This window comes from Salinisphaera orenii subsp. orenii MK-B5, assembly GCF_003788635.1.
Lineage (GTDB): Bacteria > Pseudomonadota > Gammaproteobacteria > Nevskiales > Salinisphaeraceae > Salinisphaera > Salinisphaera orenii.
Genome location: NZ_AYKH01000001.1, coordinates 1 through 20,647, shown reverse-complemented (window position 1 = coordinate 20,647; position 20,647 = coordinate 1). Strand labels below are relative to the sequence as shown.

Here is a 20,647-nt window from a genome sequence, read left to right as displayed (position 1 = left end):
GGGAAACGCGCATGGGCCGAGCGCGTCGCGGCTGCTCGCTACAGCGCGACCCGCGCCAGGCGCAGCACCGGGGCCGGGCAGCGCGGCTCAGCTCGGTGTCGGCGCGCTCTCGGCGATAAGGCCCTCGCTCTTGAGTTCGTCCCAGAACGCTGCGGGAATCGACGCCCGCATTGAGGCCGCGTTCTCGCGCGCCTGCTCGGCGTTGCGCGCGCCCGGAATGGTCGCGCTCACGACGTCCGGCGCGGCCGTGAACTGCAGCGCCGCGGTGCGCAGGTCCACGTCGTGCGCCTTGGCGACGGCGCGCAGACGGTCGCGCTTGGCCATCACGCCTTCGGGCATCTCGCCGCCGTAGTGCCAGCGGTCGACGCCGGCAAGAAAGCCGGCGTTGTAGGGCGCGCCGATCACCACCGAGGCGTTCTTTTCGCGCACGCGCGGGAACAGGCGATCGAGCGCGTCCTCGTGCTTGACCAGCGAGTATTCGGTGGCCTGCAGGATCACGTCCGGGTCGGCGGCGTCGAGGGCGGCCACCGCCGGCTCGATATCGTTCACGCCCATGCCCCAAGCCTTGATCATGCCTTCCTCGCGCATGCGGGTGAGCTCCGGCATGGCGCCGTCGATCGCGATCTGGAGCTGTTCGCGCCAGTCGTCGAAGTCGGTGTTGCTGGGCGCGAGATCGTGGATATAGACGATATCGATCTTCGGCACGCCCAGACGCTGCAGGCTGTCCTCGACCGAGCGGCGCACGCCGGCGGCGGTGTAGTCGTAGCGGTAGTCGAAGTTGAGATCGCCCTTCCAGTTGCCGACCGAATCCACCGAGGCGTCGGGGATCAGCAGGCGGCCGACCTTGGTCGAGAGCACGTAGTCGTCCGGGTTCTTGTCGTCGAGAAAATGCCCGAGGCGGCGCTCGCTCAGGCCCAGGCCGTACCAGGGCGAGGTGTCGAAATAGCGCACGCCCGTCTGCCACTGGGCTTCGAGCATGGCCTCGGCCTGGGCGTCGGGCGTGATCTTGAAGATATTGCCGAGCTGGGTTGTGCCGGCGCCGAGCTTGTAAGGCGGCCGGTAGCGCGCGGCATCCTCGGGATTGGCCGGCAGGGTGTCGGGTTCGTATGTGGCGCCCGATCCGCTGTCGTCGCTGCGGCGGGCCGCGGAAAGAGGCGCGCTGACGGTCGCGGCCGCCGCAATGGCGGCGTTCTGTAGAAAACGACGGCGATCGATCATGACGGGTCTCGGTAGGGTGACGACACCAATTTAACGTGGATGGCCATACCGATGCCGTGGCCAGGCCGGCAAAACAGCGCGCCGGTCTGCCGAGAGGCCGGCGGTCGGTCAAGCCGCGCCGCTGCATTCACCGGCCCGTGTGGCGCTCTTCGCGGCTCCGTGCGTTGTGGGTGCCCGGAGGCTATGGGATGATCCGCGCATGACGACACGCGGATTCTTCCTCGTCGGCTTCGCGCTGCCGGCGCTGGCTCTGGCTTTTGCCTACTATCTCGAATATGCGCTGGGTCTGGAGCCGTGCCCGCTGTGCATGTTCCAGCGCGTGGCGATGGCCGGCGTGGCGGTTTTCTGCCTGATCGGTCTGCTGCACGGGCCGGGGCCGGTGGGGCACCGCGTATATGCGGTGCTGGCGACGCTGTCGGCCCTGGCCGGCGCGGCGATCGCGGCGCGACACGTATGGCTGCTGCATCTGCCGGCCGATCAGGTGCCGGCCTGCGGGCCCGGGCTCGACTACCTGGTCGATGTGATGCCCCTCACCGAGGTGCTCGCCACGATCCTGCGCGGCGATGCCAGCTGCGCGACGGTCGAGGGCGCCTTCCTGGGCGTCAGCCTGCCGGCCTGGACCCTGCTGTGTTTTCTCGGCCTGTCGCTGTGGACGCTGGCCGGCGTGTTCGGCCTCGGTACGCGACGCGGCCACCATGACTGATTCGCGACTTTCAAGGAGAGCCCGACCATGACGCCCATAACCGATCTCTGCGACGAGTTCAGCGACAAGCTGCAGATCGCCGACCCGATCTTCACCGACTTCGGCGGCGCGTTGGACTTCGCCGGCCCCATCAGCACGATCAAATGCTTCGAGGACAATTCGCTCGTGCGCGCCGCCCTCGAGGAGCCCGGGGAAGGCCGGGTGCTGGTGGTCGACGGCGGCGGCTCCGAGCGCTGTGCGCTGCTCGGCGACAACCTCGCGCAGCTGGCGATCGACAACGATTGGGCGGGTATCCTAGTCTACGGCTGCATCCGCGATTCGGCCGATATTTCGCAGATGGGCGTGGCGGTGAAGGCGCTGAACGCGCATCCGAAGAAGTCGTACAAGAAGAATCAGGGCGAGCGCGACGCGCCGATACGATTCGCCGGTGTGTCCTTCATGCCCGGCGACTGGATCTACGCCGATCTGGACGGGGTGGTCGTGTCCGAATCGGAGCTCTCGCTCTGAACGATTCGACGGTCGGCGTTTCCGTCAAATCAGCCGCACAGGACGGTTCGCTGCAGTGAGGGCGAAGGCCATCGCTCGCCGGCCTCGGGGCACGGTCGGGCCGCAGCCCGCCGCCGTGTGACCGTGGAGGCGCCGCCCGAGCCGCCGTCGGACTGCGGCCGCTGCCCGCGGCTGGCGGCGTTGCGCGAGCGCGTGCGTCGGGACCACCCGGACCACCATGCCGCGCCCGTGCCCGGCTTCGGCCCGGGGGACGCGGCACTGCTGATCGTCGGCCTCGCACCGGGTCTGCACGGTGCGAATGCGAGCGGACGGCCGTTCACCGGTGATGGCGCCGGCGATCTGTTGTACCCGGCTCTGCACGCGCATGGCTTCGCGTCGGCGCCGTGCTCGCGCGGGCCCGGCGACGGCCTGACGCTGCGCGACTGTCGGCTGACCAACGCAGTGCGGTGTCTGCCGCCGGGCAATCGCCCGGTCGCGGCCGAGATCAATCAGTGCAACCACTTTCTGGCCGCGGAGATGCGGCGCCCGCGGGTGCTGCTCGCGCTTGGCGGTCTGGCACACAAGGCGGTGATTCGGGCGCTGGAGCTGCGCCAGGCGAGTCATCCCTTCGGCCATGCCGCCGAACACTCGCTGCCGGGTGAACGCGTACTGCTCGACTCCTATCACTGCAGCCGCTACAACACGAATACCGGCCGACTCACGCCGGCGATGTTCGCAGCCGTGTTCGCGCGGGCGCGGCAACTGGTCGACGGACAGGGCTTGCCCGCAGATCGATAGACGCCATCATGCACGCATGACCACGGACACCGGTTTTGACCCCAATCGCTATGTGCGCCAGCTGACCCAGCGGCCCGGCGTGTATCGCATGTACGACGCCGAGGGCACCGTGCTTTACGTCGGCAAGGCGAAGAACCTCAAGAAGCGCGTTTCCAGCTATTTTCTCCGCGCCTCCGGCAACGCCAAGACCGAGTCGATGCTCGATCAAGTGGCCGATATCGAGGTCACCATCACGCATACCGAGGACGAGGCGCTGCTGCTGGAGTCGACGCTGATCAAGCGGCATCGACCGCGCTACAACGTCTATCTCCGGGACGACAAGAGCTATCCCTATCTGCTGATCACCGGCGACAACGATTTCCCGCGGGTGGTCTATCATCGCGGCGCACAGAAGCGCGAAGGGCACTACTTCGGGCCGTTCCCCAGTTCGGGGGCCGTGCGCCAGACGCAGGACACGCTCATGCGGCTGTTCAAGCTGCGCAACTGCCGCGACAGCTTCTTCGAGAATCGCACGCGGCCGTGTCTGCAGTATCAGATCAAGCGCTGTACCGCGCCCTGTGTCGGCTACATCAGCCAGGAAGACTATGCCCGGGATGTGCGGGATGCGGTCGAGCTGCTGCAAGGGCGCAACGAAAAGCTGATCGATCGGCTGGTCGGTGACATGGAGGCCGCGAGCGCAGCGCTCGATTTCGAGACCGCCGCCCATCTGCGCGAGAAGATCGCGGCGCTGCGCCGACTGCAGTCCCAGAGCCAGACAGTCGGCGGGCAGGGCGATTTCGACATCCTCTGTGCGGCCATCGACGGCGGCGTGGCGGCGGTCGTCGTGGTCACGGTGCGCGGCGGCATCAATCTGGGCCACCGCAGCTTCTTCCCGAACGCGCCGGCCGGAACCGAGGTGGCGGACATGATGGCCGCCTTTGTCAGCCAGTATTACCTCGACCGGCGGCCGCCGCCGGAACTGCTGATCGACCCCTTGCCGAGCGACGATGCCTGGCTCGCCGAAAGCCTGTCGCAGCGCGCCGGCCGCAAGGTCGCGTTCAAGCCCCGGGTGCGCGGCGAGCGCCGCCGCTGGCTGGACAACACGCGCGCGACGCTCGAGCAGACGCTGTCCGCGCAGCTGGCGAGCCGCGCGGGCGTGGAAAAGCGTCTTGCGGCCCTGGCCGATGCTCTGGGGCTGGAGACGCCGCCCATGCAGATGGCCTGCTTCGACATCAGCCATACGCGCGGCGAACGGGCCGTGGCCTCCTGCGTGGTCTTCGAAGGCGGGGCGCCGAACAAGTCCGCTTATCGGCGCTTCAACATCGACGGCATCGAACCCGGCGACGACTATGCGGCGATGCGGCAGGCACTGACGCGACGCTTCAAGCGGGTCAGGAGCGGCGAGGCGCCGTTGCCGGATCTGCTGCTGATCGACGGCGGTAAAGGGCAGCTCGCCGTGGCCCGGGAGACGCTGGCAGAGCTCGGAATCGAGGGCGTGCAGCTGCTCGGCGTCGCCAAGGGGGCGACACGCAAGCCCGGTCTGGAACAGCTGTTTTTGCCGGGCGACAACGCCCCTCTTATACTGCCGGCGGACTCTCCGGCACTGCATCTCATCCAGCAGATCCGTGACGAGGCGCATCGTTTCGCGATCGCCGCGCACCGCGGCCAGCGGGGTAAGGCGCGCAGCGGCTCGATGCTCGATGACGTGGAGGGTCTGGGACCGAAGCGCCGCAAGAAACTGCTGCAGACATTCGGCGGCCCGCGGCAGGTTGCGCGGGCCGGTGTGGCGGAACTCGCACGCGTGGACGGGATCAGTGCGAGAATGGCCCAGCGTATCTACGATCATTTTCACGACACGGCCTGACGCAGGGTCGTTATGGGCCCCGAGGAGACGCTCTTGAACCTCCCGATCTGGCTGACGCTCTTCCGGCTCGTGCTGATCCCGTTCGTCGTCGGGCTGATGTTCGTACCCATGTCCGGGTTTAACATCGCCGCGGCGATCCTGTTCGGTGTCGCCCTGGCGACGGACTGGCTGGACGGCCATCTGGCCCGGCGCTGGAACCAGACGTCCGCCTTCGGCGCGTTCCTGGACCCGGTGGCGGACAAACTCATCGTGTGCGCCGTGCTGGTCATCCTCGTGTATCGAGATCCGCACTATTACGTGGCGTTGCCCGCCGCGGTCACCGTCGGGCGCGAACTGACCGTGTCGGCGCTGCGCGAATGGATGGCCGAGCTCGGCGAACGCGGCGTGGTGGCGGTCGGTTCGCTGGGCAAATACAAGACCGCGATCCAGATGGCCGCGATCTTCTGCATGCTGTTCCAGCTGACCGAGCAGGGGATCGTCTACGGCGTCGGCGTCGTGTTGCTGGTGATCTCCGCCGCGCTGACGCTCTGGTCCATGATCGAGTATCTGCGCCAGGCCTGGCCGCGTCTGAGCATGGAGCGATAATCGATCAATACCAGCGTGGAAAATGGGTTGACACCCATCGCGCTGTGCCTACAATACGCACTCTCGATGAGCGGGAATAGCTCAGTGGTAGAGCACAACCTTGCCAAGGTTGGGGTCGCGAGTTCGAATCTCGTTTCCCGCTCCAACTGAACAAGCCGAAACCTCGGCCGAACGGTCGGGGTTTTTCTTTATCGGGGTCCGGCCGCTGCGCGCAAGCCGCCGGACCGTCGCCGGCCAGGTGGCAGAGTGGTGATGCAGCGGCCTGCAAAGCCGCGTACCTCGGTTCGATTCCGGGCCTGGCCTCCATCCCCGTTGCTCGTCCCGCAGTGCCCCGTTGCGGTCGGATGAACTGCTAGAATCCGGCGCTCGCGCCCGGATGGCGAAATGGGTAGACGCATGGGACTTAAAATCCCTTGGCCGCAAGGCCGTGCCGGTTCGAGTCCGGCTCCGGGCACCATCAGCGCGCCACGCCTGCCAGCCGACCACATCCGCCCATGCCGCGACTCGAGATCGACAATCTGTCCTGCGGTCGCGGCGAGAAGGCGCTGTTCGCCCGTCTCGATCTGACGCTTTGCGAAGGCGAGGTCGCCCGGGTCCTGGGGGAGAACGGCAGTGGCAAGACGACCCTGTTGCGCACCGTCGCCGGACTGTACCGGCCACTCGAGGGCACGATCCGCTGGCAGGAGCCGGCCGGCGCCGACGGTGAGCCCGCCACGCTCCACGAACGCCTGTGCTTCATCAGCCATGACAATGCGCTCAACGGCGCGTTGACGCCGGTGGAGAATCTCGATCTGTTGATGCGCGTTGCGGGGCGCCCGGCGAGCGAGGAGCAGATCCGCTCGATACTCGCCGACCTCGGCCTGAAACGGATCGCGCATCGCAGCTGCGAGCGACTGTCGGCCGGTCAGCGCCGACGCGTGTCGCTGGCCCGGCTGTGGCTGACGGATGCACCGTTGTGGCTGCTCGACGAGCCGGCCTCGGCGCTGGACGTGGATGCGCGCGCGGTGCTGTGCGAGCGCATCGCCGCCCATGTGCGCGGCGGCGGTCTCGCCCTGTTCACCACTCACGAGCGACTGGATCTGCCGACGGTCACCCTCCGCGAGGTCACGCTGCCGGCATGCTAGGGGTCTTCTGGGCGGTACTGCGGCGCGATCTGCTGCTGGCGTTTCGCCAGCGCGGCGTGCTCGTGCATCACCTGCTGTTCTTCGTGCTGGTGGTGGCTCTGTTTCCGCTGGGCACCCGGGCGGAGGGCGCGATACTCGTGGCCGTGTCGCCGGCGCTGATATGGATGGCGGTGCTGCTCGCCGCGCTGCTGTCGCTGCAACGGCTGTTCCGGCCGGATTACGAGGACGGCACGCTCGAGCAGTATCTGCTCTCGCCGGAGCCGCTGGCCGTGATCGCGCTGGCCAAGGTCACGGCCTACTGGATCGCCAGCGGGCTGATATTCGTGGTGGCCTCGCCGCTGCTGGTGCTGCTGCTGGGGGTGCCGGCCCATGCGGTAGGCGTTATCATGCTGAGCTTGCTGCTGGGCACGCCGACGCTGGGGCTCGTGGGCGGCATCGGTACGGCGCTGACGCTGAGCCTGCCGCGCGCGGGCCTGCTGTTGAGTCTGCTGATCTTCCCGCTTTACGTGCCGGTGCTGATCTTCGGCGCGGGCGCGATGCAGGCCGCGATCATCGGATTGCCGGCGGCCGGCGCGCTCTATCTGCTGGGCGCGCTGCTCGCGCTCGGTGTGACCGCGGCGCCCTGGGCGATCGCGGCGGCACTGAAAATCAGTCTGGAATAGGGATCAAGTGCCTGTTTGCGTTGTCAGTAGCCACTGGGTGCGCGTTTGCACCCGCGGGCCGCGCCCGCCGCGAGACGAGGAGATCACGGCACACCGTGTCGAGCGTATGACGAGAACGATCCGACAAGGCGCCTCCGAGCGCGCCCGGTGCGAGGGCTGACGGCGCCATGGCCAAATCCGCTTTCATGCGCTGGTTTCATCGCTTCGGTTCGCTGCCGTACTTCTACGGCGTGAGTGTGCCGATCGCACGTGCGCTGGCCGTTCCGGGCGTGCTGCTGGCGGCCTGGGGTGTCTTTGCGGGCCTGGTGCTCGCACCGGCCGACTACCAGCAGGGGGACGCCTTTCGCATCATCTACATCCACGTGCCCAGCGCCTGGCTGTCGATGTTCGGCTACACCTCGATGGCCGTTGCCGGCGTTGTCGCGCTGGTGTGGCGGCTCAAACTGGCCGAGATCTATATCGTGGCGGCCGCGCCCATCGGGGCGAGCTTCACGTTCCTGGCGCTGGCGACCGGCTCGATCTGGGGCAAACCGATGTGGGGCACCTGGTGGGTATGGGATGCGCGCCTGACCTCCGAGCTGATCCTGTTGTTTCTCTATCTGGGCGTGATCGCGCTTCACAACGCCATCGAGTCGCCGCGCACCGCGGCGCGGGCCTGTGCGCTGCTGTCGGTCGTCGGGGTGATCAACGTGCCGATCATCCACTACTCGGTGGAGTGGTGGAATACCCTTCATCAAGGCCCGACCATCACCCGCTTCGACCGGCCGGCGATGGATCTGGACATGCTCTGGCCGCTGTTGTCGGCTGCACTCGGCTTCACGCTGATCTTCGGCTGGCTCACGCTCTGGGGAATGCGCGTGCAACTGCTCTGGCGGGAGCGGCGTAGTCGCTGGGTCGGCCGCATGCTGGAGAATTCTCGATGACGTCCTGGCAGGCATTCTGGGCCATGGGCGGATACGGCGCCTTCGTGTGGAGCAGCTACGGCATCGCCGCCGTCGTGCTGCTGGCCAACGTGATCGTACCGTTGGTCGCGCACCGCAGGCTCAAGCGGCGGATACGCAACGAGGAATTCGATGACTAGGACCCGACGTCGCCGATTGCTGCTGGTGAGCGGCCTGTTCGTGGGGCTGGCCGCGGCCGTGGCGCTGGCACTGACCGCCTTCAGCGAGAATCTGCTGTACTTTTACCAGCCCAGCGAGATCGCCGCCGGCAAGGTGCCGACCGACACGCGCTTCCGCATCGGCGGCCTGGTGGAGGAGAACTCGGTCGAGCGCAACAACGACGATCTGGTCGTGCGCTTCACGCTCTCGGACTGCGAGGCGAGCGTGCCGGTGCGGTTCAAGGGTACGCTGCCCGATCTGTTCCGCGAGGGTCAGGGCATCGTGGCCTACGGACAGCTCGAGCCCGGCGGCGATTTCGTCGCCGACGAGGTGCTGGCCAAGCATGATGAGAACTATATGTCACCGGACGTCGCCGAAGCCATGCAGAACGATCAGGGCGTGAGCTGCATGCCCACCAACATGCAGGCGCAACGATGATTCCCGAGATCGGCCATTTCGCGCTGTTTCTGGCGCTGGGGCTGGCGCTGGTGCAGAGCGTGCTGCCGCTCTATGGCATCGCCCGCAATCGTGCCGACTGCCTCGCCGTGGCCGCGCCGGCCGCCATCGGTCAGTTCGTGATGCTGGCCGTGGCGTTCGTGGCGCTGTCGTTCGCGTTCTATGCCAACGACTTCAGCGTGACCTACGTGGCTCAGAACTCGAATACCGAACTGCCGTGGTTCTATCGGCTTGCGGCGGTCTGGGGTGCGCACGAGGGGTCGCTGCTGCTCTGGATGACGCTGCTGGCCTCGTGGAGTCTGGCCGTGGCGGCGGCCAGCCGCAGCCTGCCGCGCGAGGTCGCCAGCTGCGTGCTCGCGGTGATGGGCGCGGTCAGCGCCGGCTTTCTGGTGTTCACGCTGTTCACCTCCAACCCGTTCGCGCGGGAGTTCCCGGCGCCGGCGGAGGGGCGGGATCTGAATCCGCTGCTGCAGGATCCCGGTCTCGTGATCCATCCGCCCATGCTCTACATGGGCTATGTCGGTTTCTGTGTGGCGTTCGCGTTCGCGATAACCGCGCTCATCACCGGCCGCGTGGACAGTGCCTGGACCCGCTGGACGCGGCCCTGGACAACGGCGGCCTGGGTGTTTCTGACCGTGGGCGTGACGTTGGGCAGCTGGTGGGCCTACAACGAACTCGGCTGGGGCGGCTGGTGGTTCTGGGACCCGGTTGAAAACGCCTCGTTCATGCCGTGGCTCGTGGGCACCGCCCTGATCCACTCGCTCGCGGTCACCGAGAAACGCGGCATCTTCAAGAGCTGGACCGTGCTGCTCGCGATCACGGCCTTCGCCCTGTCGCTGCTCGGGACCTTCCTCGTGCGTTCGGGCGTGCTCATATCGGTCCACGCGTTCGCGACCGACCCGACGCGCGGCATCTATATCCTCGCGTTCTTCGCGATCGTGGTCGGCGGTTCGCTGCTGCTCTACGCCATCCGCGCGCCGCGATTCGATGCCGGCACCGAGCCCGTGGCGGCGCTGTCCCGGGAAGGGCTGCTGCTGCTCAACAACATCTTTCTCGTGGTGGCCGCAGCCGGCGTGCTGCTCGGCACGCTGTATCCGATCTTCGCCGACGCCCTGGGCATGGGCCGGATCTCGGTGGGCCCGCCGTACTTCAACAAGATATTCATACCGTTGACCGTGCCGCTGGTGGTGCTCGTGGGCGTCGCGGCGGTGATGGCCTGGAAGCGCACGCGTGCGGAAGTGCTGCGTTCACGGCTCTGGGCCCCGTTGCTCGTGGCGATCGTGCTCGGGGTGCTACTGCCCTGGCTGGCGCTGGGGACCAACGGCATCGTGGCCGCAGCCGGCTGCGTGCTCGGCGGCTGGGCGATCGCGACGGCGTTGGAGGACGTGTTCCGCCGGATGCGCGGTCGGCGCGTCAAGCTGCCGCGCGGCGTCGTCGGGATGGCGCTCGCGCACGCCGGTGTGGGTGTGTTTGTCATCGGCGTGAGCCTGGTCACCGCGTTCGGCTCGGAACACGACGTGCGGCTGGCGCCCGGCGAACGGGCTTCGCTCGACGGCTACGACTTCACCTTCAAGGGCACCCGGCATGTGGAAGGGCCCAACTTCGTCGCCGAGATCGGCGATTTCATCGTCCGCGAGGATGGCGAGCAGATCGCCGAGCTGTTTCCCGAAAAACGCCGCTACAACGCCAGTGGCCAGACCATGACCGAGTCCGGCATCGACGCGGGCATATTCCGTGACCTCTATGTCTCCCTGGGCGAGCCGCTCTCGGGCGACGCCTGGAGCGTGCGCATCTATCATCGACCGTTCGTGCGCTGGATCTGGGCTGGCGGTTTCCTGTCCGCGCTGGGCGGTCTCATCGCGCTGAGCGACAAGCGCTACCGTCGCCGTGAACGCGCTGCCAAGACGGTGCCCGCGGATACCCGGGCGCGTGTCGCCACGGCGGAGGCCTGATGCGCTGGCGTCTGATCATGCCCGTGGTCGTGGTGTTCGCCCTCATCGTGATGCTGGGCTACGGCCTCACGCGTAACCCGAGCGAGTTGCCGTCGGCGTTCATCGGCAAGCCCGCGCCGTCGTTCGACCTGCCGACGCTGGATTCGGACCGGGAGCGGATCACCGACGCCGCCTTCCAGGGCAGCATCACGCTGGTCAACGTCTGGGCGAGCTGGTGCGTGGCCTGCCGGGCCGAACACGAACTGATCACCGAGATCTCGCGCCGTACCGGCGTGCCGGTGGTCGGGCTCAACTACAAGGACACCCGCGAGGCGGCCCTGCGCTGGCTCGGCCGCTACGGCAACCCGTTCGCAGTGGTCGCCTTCGATCCCGCCGGCGAGGTCGGCATCGACTGGGGCGTGGCGGCCGTGCCGGAGACGTTCGTGGTCGACCGAGACGGCACGATCCGATACAAGGTCGTCGGCGCGATCACGCGGGAGGAAATGAACGACACGCTCATTCCGAAACTCAGACAGCTCAAGCAGGCGTCATGAGACATGCGCTGTCGCTACTGCTGCTGCTCGTGTGGTCCGCGTTGCCGATCGCGTTCGCACAGACCGCCGATCTCAACGACGCTCAGCTCGAGCGCTATCACGAACTCAATGCCGAACTGCGCTGCGTGATCTGTCAGAATCGCAGCATCGCGGAGTCCGATGCGCCGCTGGCCAAGGACCTGCGCGAGATCGTGGCGCGTCAGCTCGCCGAAGGTCGCAGTGACGACGAGATCAAGGCCTATCTGGTCGAACGCTATGGCGAATGGGTGCTCTATGATCCGCCGTTCTCCTGGTCCACCTGGGTGCTCTGGCTGGGGCCGTTCGTACTGCTGTTCGTCGGTCTGGTGTTCGTCATAGCCGTGATGCGCGGGCGCTATCGTGCGCCCGAGCCGCGGCCGCCGCTGGACCGGGAACGACTCGCACGGGTTCTGAAATCGCACGAAGCCGGGCCCGACGACACCGACAAGGATCGTTCATGACCGAATTTCTCGTGTTCGCGGCCCTGCTTGTGGCCGCGAGTCTGGTGTTCGTGCTGCTGCCGCTCTGGCGGGCCGGCCGACCCGTCGCCCATCGTCGTCGCGACGCCAATATCACGATCTATCATCAGCGCTACGCCGAGATCGAGCGCGAGGTGGCCGCCGGTCGTCTCGGTCGTCGCGAGGCCGAGGTCGAAAAGGACGAACTCGGCGCCCGGCTGCTCTCCGACCTCGATGAGACGCCGGCGCTCGCGTCGGACGCGAGCGTTCGCCGCCGCCCCTGGGTCCTGACGCTGCTGGTGGTGATCCTCGTCGTCGGGCTGTCGTCCGGCGGCTACTGGCTGCGGGGCGACTGGGGGGCGATGCAGACCGGCGATCGTCCCGATCTGCCCGCGATGATGGGCCAGCTGCAGCAAAGGATCGACGAATCCCCCGACGACCTGGAGGCGCGCGCGCTGCTCGCACGGGCCCAGGAATCGACCGGCGACTACGCCGGTGCGGCCGAGAATTATGGCGCCCTCAACGCCGCCATGCCGCAGCCGCAGCCGGCGCTTCTGGCGGCGGAGGCCCGGGCGCGGCTTCAGGCCACCGATGACCTGCAGGGGCGTGCGAACGACCTGTATCGGCAGGTGCTCGAGCTCGACCCGGCCAGCCTGGAAGCGCTCTGGTACCTCGGTCTGGCGGCGGCGGAGCGCGGCGACGACGCGCGGGCCGTGTCCTATTGGAATCGGCTGCTCGCCGAGGAGCCGCCCGCGGAGTTCCGCGACATGGTGGAAACCCGTCGCGCCGAACTGGTCGGCGACAAGCCGCAGCTCCAGGGCGACTGACTGTATTGTTTCGGTACGGCAAAGGGGTTAACGTCGCGGCAGACGTTTCCGGCAGGCGCGCGCATCCATGACCTCTGACATCCGGCTCGACTACGATCAGTTGCCGCCGGTCGTGCCCGCCTACGTGCGGGCGGCCGTTACGTTGTCCGGCGGGCTGTCCGATGGCGAGACGATTCCGAACATCGTGGCCCGACTGCCGCGCATGGAGGTCCGGGCCGAGGCGCTCGCGCGGTACCGCCGCGTCTGCGGTTTCGATCACACCGAGCATCTGCCGGTGACGTATCCGCATGTGCTCGCCTTCCCGATGCACATGGCGGTGATGACGCACCGCCGGTTTCCGCTCAAGCTGCTCGGCCTGATTCACGTGCGCAACGTGATCAATCAGTATCGTGCGATCCACGCGGAGGAAACCCTCCAGCTTGAGGTCGCGGTCGGTGGCCACCGCGATGTCGACAAGGGCATCGAGTTCGACCTGGTCACGCGGGTGCGGGACACGGCCGGCGCTATCATCTGGGACGAGACGGGCACCATGCTCTCCCGGCGCAAGACGAAACGATCGAGCGAGGGCAGCTCGTCCCGGAAAGCCGCCGAGACACTCGGCTTCGAGCCTTCGACGGAGCGCGACTGGCAGGTGCCGGAGAACATCGGGCGCCGCTATGCGGGCGCTGCCGGCGACTACAATCCGATTCATCTGAACCCGATCACGGCCAAGGTGTTCGGGTTCCCGCGTCATATCGCGACCGGCATGTGGCTCAAGGCACATGCAGCGGCCGAACTGGCGCCGGAGCTGTCCGGCGATGCCTATCGGCTCTCGGTAGCCTTTCGCAAACCGGTATTCCTGCCCAGCCGACCGCGCCTGCTCTACGCGCATGCCGATAGCGGTCTGGATTTTGCATTGGTCGACCAGACAGGCGACGTTCAGCACCTGCTGGGCAGCGTCTCCCATCTTTAGACGCTTCGAGAATCAAAGGGCGGCGACGCCAAAGGACTGAATATGCGAATTCGCAAAGCGGTATTTCCAGTGGCCGGTCTCGGCACCCGATTCCTGCCGGCGACCAAGGCCAGTGCTAAGGAGATCCTGCCGGTGGTCGACAAGCCGCTCGTGCAGTATGCGGTCAAGGAGGCGATCGCCGCGGGCGCCGAAGAGATGGTGTTCATCACCAGCCATACCAAGAACTCGATCATGGACCATTTCGATCGGGACTATGAGCTGGAGGCGACGCTCGAGGAAAAGGGCAAGACCGAGCTGCTCAAGGCGGTTCGTGACGTCCTCCCGTCGGGGATCAGCTGTGTCTATATCCGGCAGCCGGAGCAGATGGGCCTCGGCCACGCCATCAGTTGCGCGATTCCGGCTGTCGGCGATCAGGATTTCGCCGTGATTCTCGCCGATGACCTGATCGCCGGCAGTTTCCAGCCCTGCATGGCCCAGATGCAGCGGGTGTATCAGGAATACGGCACCAGTGTGATCGCGGTCCAGCGCGTGCCCTGGGAGGAGACCTACAAGTACGGGATCGTCGAGGTCGAACCGATCGGCCCCGGGCTGTCGGAAATCCGCGGCATCGTCGAGAAGCCCGACCCCGACCAGGCGCCCTCGAATCTCGCCGTCGTGGGCCGCTATATTCTGACGCCGCGCATCTTCCGGCTGCTGGACAAGACCAAGCCCGGCGCGGGCGGCGAGATCCAGCTCACCGATGCCATCGAGTCGTTGATGAGCGAGCAGACCGTGCTCGCCTATGAGTTCGAGGGGACCCGTTACGACTGCGGCAGCAAGTTCGGCTATCTCAAGGCGAACGTCGAAATGGGTCTGCAGCATCCCGAGATCGGCGACGAGTTCCGCGACTATCTCAAGACGCTGACAGGGTCGTGGGACGATGACAGCGACACCCCGGTCAAGGCGACAAGCTGACGTTTCAGTCATGACGGGCCCGCTCGCGGGCCCGTTTTGTTATCATTGCCCGTCTCCGGCGCCACCCGGAACACGCCGGTTCGGCACGGCACGCAAGAGGTGATTCCGGCGCCTCCCTCCGGCTACGAGCCCGTCTATGAAAAGCGAACTTAACGACAAGTTCATCGCCAATTCGCCGCTTTTCGGTGGCAACGCTTCCTACGTCGAAGCCTATTACGAACAGTATCTGAAGGATCCGGAATCGGTCGAGCCCAGTTGGCGCGACTATTTCAAGAGCCTCAACGGCGACGGATCGAGCGACATCGCACACGGCCCGATCCGCGAATCGTTCGTGGACACGCAGGCCTCGGCGGGTCAGGGCGCCCGGCCGCGCACCGGCATGTCGCTGCAGGCCGCCCAGAAGCAGGCCGGCGTTCTGCGGCTGATCAACTATTACCGGGTTCGCGGTCATCAGGCAGCCGACCTCGATCCGCTCGGCCTGTACCAGCCGCCGCCCGTGCCGGATCTGGATCCCGCCTTCCACGGCCTCGGCAAGGCCGACATGGACACCGTGTTCAGCACCGGATCGTTGTTCGCGCCGGCCGACGAGATGCCGCTGCGCGACATCATCGATCTCTGCAAGCGGGTGTATACCGGCACGATCGGCGCCGAGTACATGTATATCACCGACACGCGGCAGAAGCGCTGGATCCAGCGCCGCCTGGAAGCCGGTGTCGACCAGGGTCTGCTTTCGGACAAGGATCGTTACGAGGTGCTCCGGCAGCTGACCGCGGCCGAGGGCATCGAGCGTTATCTGCACAAGAAATACGTCGGCCAGAAGCGCTTTTCGCTCGAGGGCGCGGATACCATGATCCCGGCGCTCGACGAAATGGTGCGCTCGGCCGCGCGCCACCACGTCGACGAGGTCGTGCTGGGCATGGCCCATCGCGGCCGACTCAACGTGCTGGTCAACATTCTCGGCAAGTCGCCGCAGGAACTGTTTGCGGAGTTCGAGGGCGAATACGACCTCGACGAGCTCGATCTGTCGGGCGACGTCAAGTATCACCTCGGCTTCTCGACCGATATCGAGATCGAAGGCGAACGCGTGCATATGGTGCTCGCCTTCAATCCGTCGCATCTCGAAGCGGTGAATCCGGTCGTCCAGGGGTCGGTCAAGGCACGCCAGTCGCGCCGCGACGATGGCGCCGGCGAGACCGTGCTGCCGGTGCTCATCCACGGCGACGCCTCGTTCGCCGGGCAGGGCATCGTCATGGAGACTCTGCAGCTGTCCCAGGCCGAAGGCTACGCCACCGGCGGCACCGTTCATTTCATCGTCAACAATCAGCTCGGGTTCACGATGCAGAACCCGATCACGGCGCCCATGGGTGAGGTGTCGCGGACGTCGCAGTACTGCACGGACATCGCCAAGATGCTCGAAGCGCCCGTGTTTCACGTGAACGGCGACGATCCCGAGGCCGTGGTCTTCGTGACCCGCCTGGCGATGGACTATCGCGAGACGTTCGGCAAGGACGTGATCATCGACATGGTCTGCTACCGCCGTCACGGCCACAACGAAGCCGACGAGCCGGCGGTGACGCAGCCGCTGATGTATCAGAAGGTCAAGGAGACGCCGACCACGCGGGCCCGCTATGCCAAGCAGCTCGAATCCGCCGGCGTGATCGACAAGAACGAGGCGCAGCGGCTGTTCGACGCCTATCGCGACGGGCTCGACGAAGGCAAGAATATCTCGCGCACGACGCTCGGCCTGGTCGGTAACGAGCATACCGTCGACTGGCGGCGTTACACGCGCGATCACTGGTCGCATGTGGTCGACACCTCGGTGCCCGTGGAGACGCTGCAGCGGTTGTCCAACCAGCTGCATTCGCTGCCGGAGGGCTTCGAGCTGCACAAGCGCACGCAGCGCATCATCGACGACCGCCGCAAGATGGCGGCCGGCGCATCGCGCATTGACTGGGGCTTCGCCGAACACGTGGCCTACGCATCGCTGCTCGACGACGGCTTCGACGTGCGTCTGTCCGGCCAGGATTCGGGACGAGGCACGTTCTTTCACCGTCATTCGGTCCTTTACAACCAAAAGAACGGCGACGAGTTCGTTCCGCTGGCGCATGTGGGGCGTGACAACGCCCGCTTCGCCGTCAACGACACCCTGCTGTCGGAGGCCGGCGTGGTCGGCTTCGAATACGGCTACGCGACGGCCGACCCGGACACGCTGACCATCTGGGAAGCCCAGTTCGGCGATTTCGTCAACGGCGCGCAGGTCATCATCGATCAGTTCATCTCCAGCGGCCAGGCCAAGTGGGGCCGGCTGTGCGGGCTGGTGATGTTCCTGCCGCACGGCTATGAAGGCCAGGGGCCGGAGCATTCCTCCGCGCGTCTCGAGCGCTTCCTGCAGCTGTGCGCGGAGCGACACATGCTCGTCTGCGTGCCGTCCACGCCGGCCCAGTGGTTCCACCTGCTGCGCCAGCAGATGGTCCGCGATCTGCGCATGCCGCTGGTGGTGTTGACCCCGAAGAGTCTGCTGCGGCATCGGCTGTCGACCTCCACGCTCGAGGACCTGGCCGAAGGCCATTTCCAGTTCGTGATCGACGAACCGGCCGATATCGACGCCGACCGGATCGAGCGCGTCGTGTTCTGCAGCGGCAAGGTCTACTACGACCTGTACCAGGCACGCGAGGAGCGCGAGCTGGATTCCGTCGCGCTGGTGCGTATCGAACAGCTCTATCCGTTCCCGGCCGACGATTACTCGGCGGTGCTCGATCGCTACAAGAACGCCAACGAGGTGGTCTGGTGTCAGGAGGAGCCCGAGAACCAGGGCGCCTGGTATCAGATCAAGCATCGGCTCCAGGTGCCGCTCGAGGACCGCCACCAGCTGATCTACGCGACCCGCCCGGGTGCGGCGACCACCGCGGTCGGCTACCACAAGCTGCACGTCAAGCAGCAGGAGGCGGTGATCGAGGCCGCGCTCACGGGCGGCGAAGCACTCCTGGACAAGGGCATGTCGCGCGATCTCAGTCGCGGCAAGAAGAACGCCACGCGCAAGAAGAAGTAGCGCGGGCCCAGTCAAATATCTGAACGCATTTTAGGAACGACAAGCATGGCGACAGAAGTCAAGGTCCCCGAGCTGCCGGAATCCGTCTCGGAAGCCACGGTCGGTGAATGGCAAAAGAAGAAGGGCGATCGCGTCGAACGCGACGAGAACCTGCTCGATCTCGAGACCGACAAGGTCGTGCTCGAGGTGCCGGCGGCGGCATCGGGCGTGCTCGCCGAGGTCAAGGTCGCGGCCGGCGACACCGTCCAGGCCGGCGACGTGCTGGCCATTCTGGAAGAGGGCGAAGGCGGCGCCGGCGGCGACGACGAATCGGAGGCCGAAGACACGTCGTCCGATGAATCCGAAGCCGCCGAGTCGTCGTCGGATGACACGGACGCCGGGGACGACAAGCCGGCCGGATCGGACGACGCCGTCGCCAGCCCGGCGGCCAAGAAGCTCATGGACGAGCATGATCTGGCCGCGCGCGACGTCTCGGGCACCGGCAAGGACGGGCGCATCACCAAGGCCGACGTGCAGAAGGCCGTCGACGGCAAGAGCCAGGCCGACTCGTCCAGCGCCGAGGCGAAATCCGATGCCACGGACGTGCCGGGCTCGGGCGTGGACGAGCGCGACGACCAGGCGGTCTCCGAAAAGGCCGATCGCCAGGCGCTCGCCGACGCGCCCGCCGAGCGCACCGAGCAACGGGTGCCCATGACCCGCATTCGCCAGCGCATCGCCGAGCGCCTGCTGGACGCCAGCCAGAACACCGCCATGCTCACGACCTTCAACGAGGTCGACATGCAGGCGGTGACCGACCTGCGCAACCAGTACAAGGACAAGTTCGAGAAGGACCACGAGGTCCGTCTGGGCTTCATGTCGTTCTTCGTCAAGGCGGCGGTGGAGTCGCTCAAGCGCTTCCCCATCGTCAACGCCTCGATCGACGAGGGCGACGTCGTCTACCACGGCTTCTATGACGTCGGCGTGGCCGTGTCCTCGCCGCGTGGCCTGGTGGTGCCGGTGCTGCGCGACGCCGATCAGCTGTCCTATGCCCAGGTCGAATCCACCATTCGCGATCTCGGCAAGCGGGCCCAGGACGGCAAGGTCACCATGGACGAGATGACCGGTGGCACCTTCACGATCACCAACGGCGGCGTGTTCGGCTCCTATCTCTCCACGCCGATCATCAATCCGCCGCAGGCCGCCATTCTCGGCATGCACGCGACCAAGGACCGCCCGGTGGTGGTCGACGGCGAGATCGTGGTGCGGCCCATGATGATGCTGGCGCTGTCCTATGATCACCGCCTCATCGACGGCCGTGATGCCGTGCTGTTCCTGCGCACGATCAAGGAGCTGATCGAGGATCCGGCGCGGCTGCTGCTTCAGGTCTAGCGGCGCGGCGCCGGCATTGCGGCCGGCGCGCGCCTGAATCGATCAAGACATTGCAAGGAAGAGCATGAGCAAGGAATTCGACGTCGTCGTCATCGGGGCCGGGCCGGCCGGTTACGTGGCCGCCATCCGCGCCGCACAGCTGGGCATGAATACGGCCTGCATCGACAAGTGGCTGGATCCGAACGACAAACCGTCGCTCGGCGGCACCTGTCTGAATGCCGGCTGTATTCCCTCCAAGGCGCTGCTCGAGTCCAGCGAGCTGTTCCATCGGGCCCAGCATGAATTCGCCGATCATGGCGTCCAGGTCGACAAGGTCGGCCTGGATCTCGCGGCGATGCAGAAACGCAAGAGCGGCGTCGTATCCCAGCTCACCGGCGGTATCGCCAGCCTGTTCAAGGCCAACGGTGTGACTTCGTTCGCGGGTAGCGGCCAGGTCGTGGATTCGGGCGAGGTGCGCTACACCGATCACGAGGGCAAGGAGGACACCTTCAACGCCGAACACGTGATCATCGCCTCGGGTTCGGAACCGGTGGCCCTGGATATCGCGCCCTTCGACAACGACCGTATCGTGGATTCCTGGGGCGCGCTGGAGTTCGACGAGGTGCCGAAGAAGCTCGGCATAATCGGGGCCGGCTACATCGGCGTGGAACTCGGCAGCGTCTGGTCGCGTCTGGGCAGCGAGGTCACGCTGCTCGAGGCGGTTGACGAGTTCATGCCGGTCGCGGACCGGGACATCGCCAAGGAGGGTCTGCGATCCTTCCGGAAGCAGGGGCTGGATATCCAGCTCGGTGCGCGCGTGACCGCGGCCAAGGCCAACAAGAAGAGCGTCTCGGTCGAATACACGCAGGGCGACGACAGCCAGAAGGTGTCGTTCGATCGGCTGATCGTGGCCGTCGGCCGCCGGCCGCATACCAGCAATCTGTTCGCCAAGGGCGCCCAGGTCGAGCTGGATGACAAGGGCTACATCGACGTCAACGACAACTTCCGCACCAGCCTGCCGGGCGTGTACGCCGTGGGCGATGTCATCGGCAATCCGATGCTCGCGCACAAGGGCATGGAAGAGGGTGTGACGGTCGCCGAGATCCTCGCCGGCCAGAAGCCGCACATCAATTACGACGTCATTCCGGCCGTGGTCTATACCGCACCGGAGATGGCCTGGGTCGGCAAGAGCGAGGCTCAGGTCAAGGCGGCCGGCAACGACTATCGCATCGGCCAGGTGCCGTTCGCTGCGAACGGCCGCGCCAAGGCGCTCGGCCAGCAGGGCGGTTTCGTCAAGATCATCGCCGACGCCGATTCCGACGAGATCCTCGGCGTGCACATGATCGGGCCCTACGTCTCCGAACTCGTGCAGGAGATGGTCGTCGCGATGGAATACCGGGCGTCGAGCGAGGATATCGCCCGCATCGTCCACGGCCATCCGACGCTGGGCGAGACCGTGCACGAGGCCGCGCTCGCCGTGGACGGTCGTCCGATTCATTTTCCGCCGCCGAAGCGCAAGAAGTAACCGGAAGTGGCCACGGAGGACGAGGACCGTTCTCTGGCCAAGGGCAGCCGGAACGGT

Annotated in this window: 20 protein-coding genes and 3 tRNA genes; 22 read left to right on the top strand and 1 reads right to left on the bottom strand. The window is 66.4% G+C overall.

Annotated elements, in window-relative coordinates:
- Positions 1 to 87: 87 nt before the first annotated feature.
- Positions 88 to 1,218, bottom strand: coding sequence for an aldo/keto reductase (locus tag SAOR_RS00115; protein ID WP_123629694.1), 1,131 nt, complete (start codon positions 1,216 to 1,218; stop codon positions 88 to 90).
- Positions 1,219 to 1,417: 199 nt separating this feature from the next.
- On the opposite strand from SAOR_RS00115, the gene SAOR_RS00110 reads away from it, so the two are divergent.
- From SAOR_RS00110 to lpdA, 22 genes are all read left to right on the top strand, one after another.
- On the top strand, positions 1,418 to 1,921 hold the full coding sequence (locus SAOR_RS00110) for a disulfide bond formation protein B (protein WP_123629693.1): 504 nt from the start codon (positions 1,418 to 1,420) through the stop codon (positions 1,919 to 1,921).
- A gap of 27 nt (positions 1,922 to 1,948) precedes the next feature.
- A complete protein-coding gene (gene rraA, locus SAOR_RS00105; RefSeq protein ID WP_123629692.1) occupies positions 1,949 to 2,428 on the top strand; it encodes a ribonuclease E activity regulator RraA in 480 nt (159 codons plus the stop codon).
- Between the two features lie 117 nt (positions 2,429 to 2,545).
- Positions 2,546 to 3,205, top strand: coding sequence for a uracil-DNA glycosylase (locus tag SAOR_RS00100; RefSeq protein ID WP_425472082.1), 660 nt, complete (start codon positions 2,546 to 2,548; stop codon positions 3,203 to 3,205).
- A 16-nt stretch (positions 3,206 to 3,221) separates the two neighbouring features.
- Complete coding sequence (gene uvrC, locus SAOR_RS00095; protein ID WP_123591683.1) at positions 3,222 to 5,048, top strand: excinuclease ABC subunit UvrC; 1,827 nt, start codon at positions 3,222 to 3,224, stop codon at positions 5,046 to 5,048.
- Between the two features lie 33 nt (positions 5,049 to 5,081).
- Entirely contained in the window at positions 5,082 to 5,633 is a 552-nt protein-coding gene (gene pgsA / locus SAOR_RS00090; protein ID WP_123629691.1) for a CDP-diacylglycerol--glycerol-3-phosphate 3-phosphatidyltransferase, read from the top strand.
- A gap of 70 nt (positions 5,634 to 5,703) precedes the next feature.
- Positions 5,704 to 5,778: transfer RNA gene (locus tag SAOR_RS00085), tRNA-Gly, on the top strand.
- An 87-nt stretch (positions 5,779 to 5,865) separates the two neighbouring features.
- A tRNA-Cys gene (locus SAOR_RS00080) sits at positions 5,866 to 5,939 on the top strand.
- Between the two features lie 64 nt (positions 5,940 to 6,003).
- Positions 6,004 to 6,090 (top strand) — tRNA-Leu (locus SAOR_RS00075).
- Between the two features lie 37 nt (positions 6,091 to 6,127).
- Positions 6,128 to 6,757 carry a cytochrome c biogenesis heme-transporting ATPase CcmA gene (ccmA, locus tag SAOR_RS00070; protein ID WP_123629690.1) on the top strand — a complete coding sequence of 210 codons (630 nt, stop codon included), beginning with the start codon at positions 6,128 to 6,130 and terminating at the stop codon, positions 6,755 to 6,757.
- Positions 6,751 to 7,419 (top strand): heme exporter protein CcmB, encoded by a 669-nt coding sequence (gene ccmB / locus SAOR_RS00065; RefSeq protein ID WP_123629689.1) that lies wholly within the window; start codon positions 6,751 to 6,753, stop codon positions 7,417 to 7,419. The genes ccmA and ccmB overlap by 7 nt, the downstream gene beginning before the upstream one ends.
- Positions 7,420 to 7,586: 167 nt before the next feature.
- Positions 7,587 to 8,342, top strand: coding sequence for a heme ABC transporter permease (locus tag SAOR_RS00060; protein ID WP_245965340.1), 756 nt, complete (start codon positions 7,587 to 7,589; stop codon positions 8,340 to 8,342).
- Positions 8,339 to 8,500: a heme exporter protein CcmD gene (gene ccmD / locus SAOR_RS00055; RefSeq protein ID WP_123591700.1), complete on the top strand. Its 162-nt coding sequence runs from the start codon at positions 8,339 to 8,341 to the stop codon at positions 8,498 to 8,500. The genes SAOR_RS00060 and ccmD overlap by 4 nt, the downstream gene beginning before the upstream one ends.
- Entirely contained in the window at positions 8,493 to 8,957 is a 465-nt protein-coding gene (ccmE, locus tag SAOR_RS00050) for a cytochrome c maturation protein CcmE (protein WP_123629688.1), read from the top strand. Before ccmD ends, ccmE begins: the two co-directional genes overlap by 8 nt.
- Complete coding sequence (locus SAOR_RS00045) at positions 8,954 to 10,927, top strand: heme lyase CcmF/NrfE family subunit (RefSeq protein WP_123629687.1); 1,974 nt, start codon at positions 8,954 to 8,956, stop codon at positions 10,925 to 10,927. The genes ccmE and SAOR_RS00045 overlap by 4 nt, the downstream gene beginning before the upstream one ends.
- Complete coding sequence (locus tag SAOR_RS00040; protein ID WP_185015486.1) at positions 10,927 to 11,460, top strand: DsbE family thiol:disulfide interchange protein; 534 nt, start codon at positions 10,927 to 10,929, stop codon at positions 11,458 to 11,460. The genes SAOR_RS00045 and SAOR_RS00040 overlap by 1 nt, the downstream gene beginning before the upstream one ends.
- A complete protein-coding gene (locus tag SAOR_RS00035) occupies positions 11,457 to 11,939 on the top strand; it encodes a cytochrome c-type biogenesis protein (protein ID WP_123629685.1) in 483 nt (160 codons plus the stop codon). Before SAOR_RS00040 ends, SAOR_RS00035 begins: the two co-directional genes overlap by 4 nt.
- Positions 11,936 to 12,763, top strand: a complete 828-nt coding sequence (gene ccmI / locus SAOR_RS00030; protein WP_123629684.1) for a c-type cytochrome biogenesis protein CcmI — start codon at positions 11,936 to 11,938, stop codon at positions 12,761 to 12,763. Before SAOR_RS00035 ends, ccmI begins: the two co-directional genes overlap by 4 nt.
- A gap of 67 nt (positions 12,764 to 12,830) precedes the next feature.
- A complete protein-coding gene (locus tag SAOR_RS00025) occupies positions 12,831 to 13,715 on the top strand; it encodes a MaoC/PaaZ C-terminal domain-containing protein (RefSeq protein ID WP_123629683.1) in 885 nt (294 codons plus the stop codon).
- Positions 13,716 to 13,757: 42 nt separating this feature from the next.
- Positions 13,758 to 14,669 (top strand): UTP--glucose-1-phosphate uridylyltransferase GalU, encoded by a 912-nt coding sequence (gene galU / locus SAOR_RS00020; protein WP_123629682.1) that lies wholly within the window; start codon positions 13,758 to 13,760, stop codon positions 14,667 to 14,669.
- Between the two features lie 136 nt (positions 14,670 to 14,805).
- Complete coding sequence (locus tag SAOR_RS00015) at positions 14,806 to 17,718, top strand: 2-oxoglutarate dehydrogenase E1 component (protein ID WP_123629681.1); 2,913 nt, start codon at positions 14,806 to 14,808, stop codon at positions 17,716 to 17,718.
- 45 nt (positions 17,719 to 17,763) lie between these two features.
- Positions 17,764 to 19,086 (top strand): 2-oxoglutarate dehydrogenase complex dihydrolipoyllysine-residue succinyltransferase, encoded by a 1,323-nt coding sequence (odhB, locus tag SAOR_RS00010; RefSeq protein ID WP_123629680.1) that lies wholly within the window; start codon positions 17,764 to 17,766, stop codon positions 19,084 to 19,086.
- 64 nt (positions 19,087 to 19,150) lie between these two features.
- Positions 19,151 to 20,590, top strand: a complete 1,440-nt coding sequence (gene lpdA / locus SAOR_RS00005; protein WP_123629679.1) for a dihydrolipoyl dehydrogenase — start codon at positions 19,151 to 19,153, stop codon at positions 20,588 to 20,590.
- The last annotated feature ends 57 nt before the right edge of the window (positions 20,591 to 20,647 follow it).